This is a genomic window from Streptomyces sp. NPDC034049 (assembly GCF_055575575.1).
This window is the reverse complement of sequence record NZ_JBVISJ010000008.1, coordinates 174843-186204: the sequence shown is the minus strand read 5'-3', so window position 1 is coordinate 186204 and position 11362 is coordinate 174843. Positions and strand designations below refer to the sequence as shown.

Here is an 11362-nt window from a genome sequence, read left to right as displayed (position 1 = left end):
GCGGGGGGCGGCCCTGTCCGGATCGGAGACGTCCCACAGGCGCACGAGTCCGTCGTTGCTGCCGCTCGCCAGAGTCTGCCCGTCGGGGCTGAAGGTGAGAGACGTGAGGGTGACGGCTCCGAAGCCCAGGCCGACGCCAGCTCTGCCTAGTCTCGTCGGCTGTCCGTCGGAGGCCACACGCCAGAGCACGATCTGTCCCCGCGTACTGCTTGTGGCGAGGATCCGACGCCCGGGACTCATTGCTACGGCGTCAACGGGCGTTGTCGCGGCGCTCAGAGGCCCCAGAGTTTTGCCGTGCGAAGGATCCTCCACGTTCCACAGGCGTACGTCCCAGCCCGTGGCGCTGCCAGTGGCGAGGACGGAATCGTCATGGCTGAGTGCCACGGAAGTGACACTGGCGGAGTGACCGGCCAAGGCCTTGCCCAGCTGAGTGGGACGGTGCGGATTCGCGACGTGCCACAGCCGAGCGGTTCTGTCCTCGCTTCCGGTGGCCAGAGTGCGGCCGTCGTGGCTGAAGGCCAGGGACGTCACAGCGCCCGCGTGTCCCAGGAGAGAGGTAGCGGGCACCGTCCAGATCCGAGTCACCTTGTCCGTGCTCGCAGTGGCCAGTCTCGAGCCGTCGGGACTGAAGGACACCGAGCTGACGGGGCTGGTGTGACCCGCCAGTGACTCATGGAGGAGCCTTGGACCCTTCGTCCCGGAGACATTCCATATCTGCACCAGGCCGGCACTGTTGCCGACGGCGAGCGTGTGCCCGCCAGGGTTGAAGGCCACCGCCGACGCGGTGGCGCGGGGCCTGGAATCCGCGCGCCCCAGGGTGGCGACGTTTCGGTCACCGGCGACGGCCGCGACATCAGCCGTGCCGTCGTATCGGCCGACAGCCAGCTTCTTGCTGTCAGGACTGAACGACAGGGTGCCACTGTTGCGCAGCGCGCGGACACCGGGGGTCGGCGGCTCGGCCTCGGGAAGAGAGAGGGGACTGTTGTCCGTGGGGACGGGACGTGCCGGATCGTCGACCTTCCACATCAATACGTCGTCTTCCACGCGCGCTGCGAGAAGCCGGCCGTCAGGACTGAAGGCGAGTTCGCTTGGGGCGCCTCCCTTTTTGAAGGCAACGAAAGGAGAGGCGTCATCCGTGAAAACGCCCGACACTCGGCCTTCTCCTGTGCGTAGAAATTTCCCAAGAGCAATCGGATTCTCTGGATTCTCGATATTCATCAGGCGGATCCCGCCGCTGCTGAACCCCACGGCGATGGTATTCCCCGCCGGGCTCAGTGCCGCAGTCGACGGACCCCACGCCTCCTCGTTGGAGGGGTCCAGCACGTGGGTGGAAACACGTTTGTCGTTCAGTTTGTGAATCCGGATGGGGGCGTTTTCGGACTCGACCTGTATCAGGGTCCTTCCGTCGCTGCTGAATGCTATGGACTGTACCTGGCCCGATTTATTTTCGGAGGGCTTCCAGAGTGTGTGTGTACGCTTGGAGGTCTGCGGGTTCAACAATTGCAGGTCATCGCCTGCGATGGCGAGTGTCGCATGGTCGGCAGGGCTGAAAGCGACAATGGTCGCCTTGCTGTGGCTGATAATTTTGGAGAGCGGGTTGTTGGCATCCGAGATCAGGTGCGAGATGGTCTGCGAGGTCGGCTGCATCCGGTGAGCGGATATATTGAGTTGCGCGGCGATCGTGCTGTCTGTATCTCTGATGCGTTCGGATTCCGCGAGCAACTGTCCATGGACGGCGCTCTTCCGCTGTTGATCTGCGGTTTCCCTGGCCTCTTCCGCCTCGCGTTGTTTGATGGACGCGAAGAATGCCGTACTGGAGGCGACTACAAGAAGCGTAGTGAGAAGGGAGATCGTCATGCGGGTTCGACGCTGGGCTTGTAGTCGCCCACGCATCGAAGCGGCGAGGAACTGACGTGCTGTTGAGCCGATGTCATCTTGATTCGCTGCATCTCGCAACCACTGCTCAGCAGTTTCCAGATCAAGTCCCCGGAACAGCTTGGAAGCGTGTCGGCGACTGCGACTCCAGGCGGCAGCGGACTCCTCGATATGCTGGTGGATCAAACGTCCTTCGCGATTCGAATTGATCCAGCTCCGCAGTTGTGGCCACGCGTACAGCAGCACCTCGTGGGTGACTTCGACCGTATCTCGGTCCTGCGTGATCAGTCGAGCCCTGCCGAATGCTTCAAGGACGGAATTCGCTGAATCAGAGTCGATCCCATTTCCCACGACGTCCTCGCGCGGTAGGCGGCGGCGAACGTCTTCGCTTCCGTCTCCGACCCTGACCAGCCGTAAGAAGACGAGGCGGCTGACCTTTTTCTCGCTGGTGCTCAAGCTCTCGTAGACGTGGTCGGCAGTCTTGGCGATGGCGCCGTGTATCCCGCCGGTCGTATTGTATCCGCGAACGGTGAGTGTTGCTCCGTTGCGTTGCTGCCAGGTGGTGCGTAGGGCATGGGCAAGAAAGGGCAACCGGCCTGTTTCGTAGCCGGCCGACCGGTCGCCTTCGGTGGCCACTCCCAAATCGCGCAGAAGTACTTCCACCAGCCCGGGCTCCACCTTGAGATGCGCGTCGCGCGCCGGGAACTTGATCGCCTGACGGAGTTCGGTTTCGGACATGGGTCCGACCGTGACTATCTGGTCCTCGATTGCGGCTTGCAGGGGTCTGTGCTTGAGGCAGTCGGCAAGGAAGTCCGCGCGTAATCCGATCACGACGAGAGCCGCTGGACCGCTCTTACCGGCTCCCTCCGCGAGAGAGGACAGAAGGTCGATGAAAGTAGTCCTTCTTCTTTCACTGGCACAGAGAGTGAAAAGCTCTTCGAATTGGTCTACGATGATCACGGCCCGTGGCCCGTCCGCTCGCCCGCTCCCCACATCGGCGCCGTCGCCGCGTCCCAGGGCATGTTCCAGCATGCGCACACATCGTGTCGGGTCTGCGGACAGCTTCCGCGTCATGCCCTTGGCTTCTTGAGGGATTTCGCCCGGAGGCGTTTTCCGATTCCCGTGAGAGGCGAGAGACCGTATGGCAGAAACCAGCGCGCCGACGGGGTCTGCTGTGGGAGTGAACATCATTTGCGCCCAGGTGGCGGACGTGGGAAGAGCCCCCGCACGCAATCGGGACGTGAGACCCGCTTGCAGCAGAGAAGATTTCCCCGCTCCCGACGGGCCCACAACCATCTGGGTGCCACCGGTACTCAACCGCCGGTCGAGCCGAATGACAAGCTCGGAAAGCAAGCGATCACGCCCGTAGAACCAATCACTCTGCTCGCGGGTGAACGCAGCCAATCCTGGGAAGGGGCAAATCTGCTCCGCAGGGCTGCTTTTGGAGCGAAGCGTCTCATCGACGCCGTCCTCATGGTGGATGTGGATGTCCCGGGCAGCCTGATAGATATCGCCCAGGCCGTAGTGTTTAGCCACATGAGGCTCCCCCTCGGGGAGAGGGTTCTTCTTGTCCTGCTCCTGGCCGTCGGCGGTGTCAGCTTCGTGGGCCACGGTTCAGCCGCCGTCTCAGGTACCGCTCGCGCCCGTTGAACCGGGATGCACGCCGACGCCCTGACCGGGGTGGGTAGGCGTCGACTTGTTGATGGTCATGTCGCGACCAGCCTGATTGATGTCGCCAGAACCCAGATGAACGGCCCCACCGAATTCTGCGACATGCTGAGAGGAGCCGGCCCCCTGGGCGAGAATGCGACGGAGTTCGTCGACAGCCTCCGCGTCGTGCTGAAGGAGCCGACGCAGCCGCCCCTGCCACTCGGTCACCAGCTCCGCCTCTGCCACGTGGTCGTCATCCGCTCGGGCAGCCACCAGATCGGCTCGGGTGATTTCGAGTTCGGACTCCACATGTGCGACCTGCTCAGGTCGAGTGCGCCGCCACAGAGCCGCAACAGCTTGTTTGGTCCGGGCCCAGCCGTCCCTGGTCATCTCTCCCACGAGCATCGCCGAGGCCGAGGCCGCGAGCGCCGCCAGCTCAGGTTCCATGAGATCCCCCGTCGTGCCGACTGACGTCTAGGTAATCCCACAATCCAAGCACGGATCACGGCGTGACGCAGGCAAGCGAGTGGTTTCCTCGTCAAGGCACCACTGGGTCGGTGGCCACATCAACAGCCGGACAACGTATCGCCCTGACCCGGAACGGGTCGGGCAGCGGGGGCGTATCAAACTCGCGAAGAGCCGACGGCCGGCGCGTCCACCCCCGCAACCCCCGCCTCGTACAGCGCATGCGACACCCGGAGCACCAGATCGTCCCGATGCCGGGCCGCCACCACCTGCAACCCCACCGGCAGGCCCCCCTCATCCACCCCCACCGGCACACTCGCCGCCGGCTGCTGCGTCAGGTTGAAGGGATACGTGAACGGCGTCCACCCCGTCCACCGCCGATGCCCCGAACCCCCCGGCACCTCCACCCCCGCCTCGAACGCGGTCACCGGCACCGAGGGCGTCACCAGCACGTCGTACCGCTCGTGGAACGCCCCCATCCGCCGCCCGAGATCCATCCGCACATCCACCGCGGCCAGATAGTCCAGCGCGGACAGCCGTGCCCCGGCCTCCCGGATCTCCCGCAACCCCGGATCCAGAACGGCCCGCCCCTCCGCCCCCAGCCGCTGCGTCACCCGCGCCGCCCCGCTGAACCACAGCGTGTGGAACGCCTCCACCGGATCACAGAAGTCGGGGTCGGCCTCGCTGACGTACGCGCCGAGCCCGGCGAGCCCCTCCACCGCCCGCCGCACCGCTCGGGCTACCCCCGGCTGCACGGCCACCTGCCCGCCCAGCGACGCCGAGTACGCGACCCGCAGCCCCCGCACCCCGCCCGCGAGCGCGTCCACGAAGGACCCGGAGAGCGGCCCCAGCCCCGACCAGTCCCGCGCGTCGGGCCCGGAGACCACGTCCAGCAGCAGCGCCGCGTCCGCCGCGTCCCGCGCCAGCGGCCCGACGTGCGACAGCGTGCCGAACGCGCTCGCCGGATACAGCGGCACCCGCCCGTACGTCGGCTTCAGCCCGAACACCCCGCAGAAGGCGGCCGGGATCCGCACGCTGCCACCCCCGTCCGTGCCCAGCGCCAGCGGCCCCGCCCCCAGCGCGACCGCCGCCGCCGCGCCCCCGCTGGACCCCCCGGCCGTGCGCGAGAGGTCGTACGGGTTCCGGGTCACCCCGCTGAGCGGCGAGTCCGTGACGCCCTTCCAGCCGAACTCGGGCGTCGTGGTCTTCCCCAGGAACACCGCCCCGTGCTCCCGCAGCCGGGCCACCGAGGGCGCGTCCTCGTCCCAACTCCCCTTCTTCGAAACGGTCCTGGAGCCCTTCAGCGTCGGCCCGCCCCGCATCAGCAGGATGTCCTTCACGGTGACGGGCACCCCGTCCACCGCCCCGGCCGGCTCCCCACGCCGCCAGCGCCCCTCCGACTCCCGCGCCCGCGCGAGCGCCGCCTCGGCGTCGACGCGCACGAACGCGTTCACGTCCGGCTGGATCCGCTCGGCCCGCTCCAGCGCAGCCCGCGCCACCTCCACCGGGCTGAACTCGCCCTCGCGGTACCCCTCGACCAGTCGTACGGCGGACAGTTCCGTGAGCTCCGACATCCGGCCCCTCCCAGGGGAGTTCAGTGCCCGGGCACGTACCCGCGCTGCTTGTCGACCACGTTGGGCAGTGGTGCGCCCGCCTCCCACAGCTCGAACAACTCCACGAACTGGGCGCCGAGTTCGTCCCGCCACCCCACCGTGTCCCCGCTCATGTGGGGCGAGACGATCAGCCCGGGCACCTGCCACAGCGGGTCGTCCGGGACCAGCGGCTCACGCTCGAAGACATCCAGCGCGGCTCCCGCGATCCACCGCTTGCGCAGCGCCTCGACGAGCGCGTCCTCCACCACGAGCTGCCCACGCCCCACGTTGACGAACCGCGCGGACGGCTGCATGACCCCGAACCGCCGGGCGTCGAACATGCCGTACGTCGCCTCCGTCAGCGGCGCGGCCGCGATCACCCAGTCGGCGCGGGCCAGCAACCGGTCGAGCTCCTCCGGGCCGTGCACACCGGGCCGCGCGGTCCGCCCGACCAGGGCCGTATGCAGACCGAGCGCCTTCAGAACGCGCTCGATCGCCCGCCCGATCGGCCCGGACCCCACCACACACGCCCGGCCGCCCGCCACCCGCAGCGTCTCCCGGTGCCGCCACTCCCGCCGCCCCTGCAACTCCCAGCTGCGCGGCAGGTCCTTGGCCATGGCGAGGACGAGCGCGGCGACGTACTCGGCGATCGGCGCCTCGAACACCCCGCGCGCGTTCGTCACCACCGTGTCCTCGGCGGCGACCAGTTCGGGGCAGAGCAGATGGTCGACGCCCGCGCTCGCCGTGTGCACCCAGCGCGGCCGGGGCCCGCCGCCCGGCCAGGCGCCCCGCACCGCGTGGGAGGTGAAGTCCCACACCAGCAGCACATCGGCGTACGGCAGCCGCGCGGCCAGCGTGGAGGCGTCCGCGTACTCGACCGTCGCCCGCCCGGTGAGCCGCCCGAGCCGGGGACGCGGTTCGGCGTCGAGGACGAGGAGGGTCGGCCGGGGAGGCGAGGTCGAGGTCATGGGCGAAGGGAACCCCTCACGATCGAAAGTGGCCCTAGCGGCCCTAGCAGCCCCACGAGATGCGTGTGACATGCACTGATTGACCACGCTCGCACTCGAACCTACCTTCGTCAACACGGACTTGCGCACGTTCTGTCGTCCGCACATCTCTCTCCGTGAGGCCGGTGGCTGTCATGAACGTCTCCTTCCTCGGTGGACCCCGCCCGCAGCGCGGCGTCGGTGTCATCGCCCCGTTCGACTTCGCCCTCGACCGCGAGCTGTGGCGCTGGGTCCCGGACGACGTCTCCCTGCACCTCACCCGGACCCCGTACGTCCCCGTCGAGGTGAGCCTCGACCTGGCCCGGCTGGTCTCCGAGCACGAGACGCTGCACGAGGCGGTCCGGGCGCTGAACGAGGTCGCCCCCGAGGTCGTGGCCTACGCCTGCACCAGCGGCAGCTTCGTCGGCGGGGTCGCGGGGGAGCGCGCGATGGGCGAGGCGATGACCCGCGCGGGCGCCGCGCACGCCGTCACCACCTCCGGCGCGATGCTCGACGCCCTCGCCGAGCTGAACGCTCACCGCATCGCCCTGGTCACCCCGTACACCGTCTCGGTCACCCAGTCCCTGGAGGAGTACCTCGCCGAGGCGGGCATCCTGGTCACCGGCCGCGCCTCGCTCGGCCTGGTCCGGCACATCTGGAAGGTCCCGTACCACGACGTGGTCGCCATGGCCCACCGCGCGGTCCGGACCACCACACCGGACGTGCTCTTCATCTCCTGCACCAACCTCCCCACCTACGACGTCATCCCCCAGCTGGAAGCGGAACTGCGGATGCCGGTGATCTCGGCCAACCAGGTGACGATATGGGCGGCGCTGCGTCATCTGGGTACTCGGGCGGTGGGTCCGTACCAGGCTCTGCTCGACGAGTCGGCCAGGCAGACGTTCGGTGCGGGACCTGTTCCGCCACCGCCGGTACTGCCGGAAGAACAGGAAGGTTGGGCATGACCGCACTCGGTTTCCTCTACCCGGGCCACTCCGCCGAGGACGACTATCCGCGGATGGAGCAACTGCTCGGCAGCGACATCCGGGTGGACGTGGTGCACACCGACATCGGCGAGGACGCCCACCGCGTGGACGCGCTGCGCGAGATGGGCGCCCCCGAACGGCTCGCCGCCGGCTGCGAGGCGCTGCGTCTGTCCGGAGCGGAGGCCGTCGTCTGGGCCTGCACCAGCGGCAGCTTCGTCCACGGCTACGAGGGCGCGCACGACCAGATCCGCACCCTGGCCCGCGCGGCGGGCCTCCCCGCCTCCTCCACGTCCTTCGCGTTCGCCCACGCCGCGCGCGAGATCGGCGCCACCCGGGTCGCCGTGGCCGCGACCTACCCCGACGAGGTGGCCCGCCTCTTCGTCGACTTCCTCGCGGTGGCCGGCATCGAGGTCCTCTCCGTCCGGGGCGCCGGCATCGTCACGGCGGCGGAGGTCGGCACCTGGGGCCTCGACCAGACCCTCACCCTCGCCCGCGCCGCCGACCACCCGGACGCGGAGGCCCTCCTCCTCCCCGACACGGCCCTCCACACGGCCTCCCACATCCCCACCCTGGAGAAGGAACTCGGCAAACCGGTCCTCACCGCCAACCAGGTCACCGTCTGGGAGGCCCTGAGGCTGGCGGACAGGAGGGTGAACGCGCCGGAACTGGGCCAGCTGTTCACGAGGGAACCCATTGTGCAGGTATGACCACCGGCCCGCTTCCCCGTGCCCCGAAGGGGCGCGGGGAACTGTGCGATCAGCCTCCACCGGACCCGCGGGCCGGACACCGACCCGGGGGTCAAAGGGGCGCAGCCCCTGTGGACGGGAGGGGCAGGGGCGGCGGGGCGAGGGAATAACCGGAGCCACCCTCCTGTTACCGCCCCCGTACCCCGCCGCACCCACCCCCAGGAGGCCCCACCGTGACCACAGCCGAGATACGAGGCGAGACCAAGGGCACCGCCCAGTTCCCCCTCTCCGTCCTCGACCTGGTCACCGTCGGCGCCGGCCGCACCGCCACGGACGCCCTCCGCACCAGCGTCACCCTCGCCCGCCGAGCGGAGCGCCGCGGCTTCCACCGCTACTGGGTCGCCGAACACCACTCCATGCCCGGCGTGGCCTCCTCCTCCCCGGCCGTGATCCTCGCCCACCTCGCCGCCCACACCACCCGCATCCGCCTCGGCTCGGGCGGCGTGATGCTCCCCAACCACGCCCCCCTGGTCATCGCGGAGCAGTTCGGCACCCTCGAAGCCATGGCTCCCGGCCGCGTCGACCTCGGCCTCGGCCGCGCCCCCGGCACCGACGGCGCCACCGCCGCCGCCCTCCGCCGCTCCACGCGCCTGAACGAGGGCGCCGACGACTTCCCCGAGCAGCTCGCGGAGCTGACCCGCTTCCTGGACGACGACTTCCCCGACGGCCACCCCTACCGCCGTATCCACGCGGTCCCGGGCCCGGTCCAGAGCACCTCACCGGGCGGTGTCCAGTCCCCGCACCGCCCCCCGATCTGGCTGCTCGGCTCCTCCGGCTTCAGCGCCCGCCTGGCCGGCTCCCTCGGCCTCCCCTTCGCCTTCGCCCACCACTTCTCCGCGCGCAACACGATCCCGGCGCTCGACCTGTACCGCGAGTCGTTCCGCCCGTCGGCGGTCCTGGACGCCCCGTACGCGCTGATCGGCGTCTCCGCCCTCGCCGCCGACGAGGAGCGGGAGGCCCGCCGCCAGGTCAGGGCCGCCGCGCTGAACATGGTCCGGCTGCGCACCGGCCGCCCCGGTCTCGTCCCGACGCCGGAGGAGGCGGAGGCGCATGAGTTCAGCGTGGTCGAACAGGACTTCATCGACTCCTGGAACGCCGACGTCGTCCACGGCACGGTGGACGAGGTCCGCACCCGTCTGGACGACCTGCACAAGCGCACCGGCGCGGACGAGCTGATGCTCACCACCCACGCCCACAGCGCCGACGTACGCCTGCGCTCGTACGACCTGATCGCGGACGCCTACGACCTGCCGCACATCCCTCCGGCGGAGGGCGACGCTCAGGCCTGAGGGCAGGCCGCCGCGCCCAGCAGTTCCGCGATCCGTTCCGGCGACACCGCGCGGGAGTACAGCCATCCCTGCCCGGTGTCGCAGCCGAGCCGGCGCAGCCGAGAGGCCTGCGCGTCGGTCTCCACGCCCTCGGCCGTGACGGACAGCCCGAGCCGGTGGGCCAGCTGCACCAGCGCCTCGACGATGATCTCGTCGGCGGGGTTGGCCTGCCCGGCGTCCCCGACACCACCGGTGGCGGCCGCGGGCCCCGTCCCGCCGGGGCCTTCGCCCTCCTCGCCGTCCTCGTACTGGAAGCCCCGCACGAACGCCCCGTCCAGCTTCAGCACCGACACCGGCAGGCGGCTGAGGTACGCGAGGTTGGAGTACCCGGTGCCGAAGTCGTCGATGGCGATGCGGACGCCCATGTCGCTGAGGGCCTTGAGGGCCTGGAGGGGGCGTCCGGCCGACCCCATCAGCGCGGACTCGGTGAGCTCCAGCTGGAGCAGGTGCGGGGCGAGGCCGGTCTCCGCGAGGATCTCGGCGACGTCGGCGACCAGGTCGGAGTCCCAGACCTGGCGGACGGCCACGTTCACACTGACGAAGATCGGGGCCCGGTCGGGGTGGTCGGTCTGCCAGCGGCGCGCCTGCCGGCAGGCGGTGGCCAGAATCCACCGTCCGAGCTGCACGATCGAGCCGTCCTCCTCGGCCAGTGAGATGAACCGATTCGGCGTCAACAGGCCGAACTGCGGGTGATGCCAGCGCACCAGCGCCTCGACCCCGCGCACCTCGCCCTCGGCCATGCCCACCAGCGGCTGGTACTCCAGCACGAACTCGCCCCGCCCGACGGCCGCCCGCAGGGTGGACGACAGGGCCTGACGGGTCATCCGGTGGGCGTTGCGCTCCGGGTCGAACAGGGTCCAGCGGGCCTTGCCGTCGGCCTTCGCCCAGTACAGCGTCGTGTCGGCGGCCTGCATCAACCCCGTCGCCGTGGTGCTCGCCGACTGCCGTTCGACGACTCCGATCGAGGCGGAGACGGAGAGCCGCTGACCCGCCAGGTCGAAGGGCGCCTGGAGCGCCTTGAGGACCGAGTCGGCCAGATCGGCCAGTTGCTCCGTGCCGGTCGAGTCCTCCACGAGCAGCGCGAATTCGTCACCGCCGAGGCGGGCCACCAGCGGCGCCCCGGCCGTCGTTCCGGTCGTGCGCAGGAGGGCGGACTCGTCGGCGCAGCGGGTGAGCCGCTCGGCGACGGCCGTGAGGAGCCGGTCGCCCACCCGGTGCCCGAGGGTGTCGTTGACGGCCTTGAACCCGTCCAGGTCCAGATAGACCAGGCCGATACGGCCGGTGCCGGCCTCGTCGTACGCCTCCCGTTCGAGGGCGGCGGAGAGCTGTTCGAAGAAGAGGGTGCGGTTGGGGAGACGGGTCACCGGGTCGTGCATCTGCAGATGACGGAGCCTGGCCTGAAGCTGACGGTTGGCGCTGACATCGGCGACCGAGAGCAGGACGGCACGCTCCTCCTCGGGCAGCGGTGCCACCGAGACCTGGACCCACAGCCAGGTCCCGTCCGGCTGTTTCAGCCGCCGGGTACAGCGCAGCCGGGCCTGCCGTCCGCGCAGCACCTCGCGGTACGCGTGCCAGGTGCGCGTGTCCGAGGTGAGGTCCACGAGGTCGGCGGCGACCCGCCCGACGAGCGGTTCGGAGCCGGTCCCGAGCAGGGTGCCCATCGCCCCGTTGGCGGTGACGACCAGTCCGTCCCGGTCGACGACGGCCATGGCGAGGGGCGCGACGGAGAAGGCG

General features: G+C 69.7%; 8 protein-coding genes. 3 read left to right on the top strand and 5 right to left on the bottom strand.

Features of this window, described 5'->3' with window-relative positions:
* From ACZ52C_RS23920 to ACZ52C_RS23905, 4 genes are all read right to left on the bottom strand, one after another.
* Window positions 1-3486, bottom strand: a 3486-nt coding sequence (locus ACZ52C_RS23920) for an nSTAND1 domain-containing NTPase (RefSeq protein ID WP_469076654.1), incomplete at its 3' end; no start/stop codon positions are given.
* 15 nt (window positions 3487-3501) lie between these two features.
* Window positions 3502-3972 carry a hypothetical protein gene (locus tag ACZ52C_RS23915; RefSeq protein WP_469076653.1) on the bottom strand — a complete coding sequence of 157 codons (471 nt, stop codon included), beginning with the start codon at window positions 3970-3972 and terminating at the stop codon, window positions 3502-3504.
* Window positions 3973-4148: 176 nt separating this feature from the next.
* Window positions 4149-5564 carry an amidase gene (locus tag ACZ52C_RS23910; RefSeq protein WP_469076652.1) on the bottom strand — a complete coding sequence of 472 codons (1416 nt, stop codon included), beginning with the start codon at window positions 5562-5564 and terminating at the stop codon, window positions 4149-4151.
* A gap of 20 nt (window positions 5565-5584) precedes the next feature.
* Window positions 5585-6550, bottom strand: coding sequence for a D-2-hydroxyacid dehydrogenase (locus ACZ52C_RS23905; RefSeq protein ID WP_469076651.1), 966 nt, complete (start codon window positions 6548-6550; stop codon window positions 5585-5587).
* 173 nt (window positions 6551-6723) lie between these two features.
* Here ACZ52C_RS23905 and ACZ52C_RS23900 point away from each other — a divergent pair, with 173 nt between their 5' ends.
* From ACZ52C_RS23900 to ACZ52C_RS23890, 3 genes are all read left to right on the top strand, one after another.
* Window positions 6724-7533: a maleate cis-trans isomerase family protein gene (locus tag ACZ52C_RS23900; RefSeq protein ID WP_469076650.1), complete on the top strand. Its 810-nt coding sequence runs from the start codon at window positions 6724-6726 to the stop codon at window positions 7531-7533.
* On the top strand, window positions 7530-8261 hold the full coding sequence (locus ACZ52C_RS23895) for a maleate cis-trans isomerase family protein (protein ID WP_469076649.1): 732 nt from the start codon (window positions 7530-7532) through the stop codon (window positions 8259-8261). Before ACZ52C_RS23900 ends, ACZ52C_RS23895 begins: the two co-directional genes overlap by 4 nt.
* Before the next feature lie 212 nt (window positions 8262-8473).
* Window positions 8474-9589 (top strand): LLM class flavin-dependent oxidoreductase, encoded by a 1116-nt coding sequence (locus tag ACZ52C_RS23890; RefSeq protein ID WP_469076648.1) that lies wholly within the window; start codon window positions 8474-8476, stop codon window positions 9587-9589.
* On the opposite strand, the gene ACZ52C_RS23885 is transcribed toward ACZ52C_RS23890, so the two are convergent.
* Window positions 9580-11337 (bottom strand): putative bifunctional diguanylate cyclase/phosphodiesterase, encoded by a 1758-nt coding sequence (locus ACZ52C_RS23885; RefSeq protein ID WP_469076647.1) that lies wholly within the window; start codon window positions 11335-11337, stop codon window positions 9580-9582. The two genes, ACZ52C_RS23890 and ACZ52C_RS23885, sit on opposite strands and share 10 nt — an antisense overlap.
* Window positions 11338-11362: the final 25 nt, after the last annotated feature.

Excerpts from the sequence above, each read along its gene's own strand:
- ACZ52C_RS23895 (WP_469076649.1), top strand. The coding sequence starts at position 7,530 with ATGACCGCACTCGGTTTCCTCTACCCGGGCCACTCCGCCGAGGACGAC.
- ACZ52C_RS23905 (WP_469076651.1), bottom strand. The coding sequence starts at position 6,550 with ATGACCTCGACCTCGCCTCCCCGGCCGACCCTCCTCGTCCTCGACGCC.
- ACZ52C_RS23910 (WP_469076652.1), bottom strand. The coding sequence starts at position 5,564 with ATGTCGGAGCTCACGGAACTGTCCGCCGTACGACTGGTCGAGGGGTAC.
- ACZ52C_RS23885 (WP_469076647.1), bottom strand. The coding sequence starts at position 11,337 with ATGGCCGTCGTCGACCGGGACGGACTGGTCGTCACCGCCAACGGGGCG.
- ACZ52C_RS23900 (WP_469076650.1), top strand. The coding sequence starts at position 6,724 with ATGAACGTCTCCTTCCTCGGTGGACCCCGCCCGCAGCGCGGCGTCGGT.
- ACZ52C_RS23915 (WP_469076653.1), bottom strand. The coding sequence starts at position 3,972 with ATGGAACCTGAGCTGGCGGCGCTCGCGGCCTCGGCCTCGGCGATGCTC.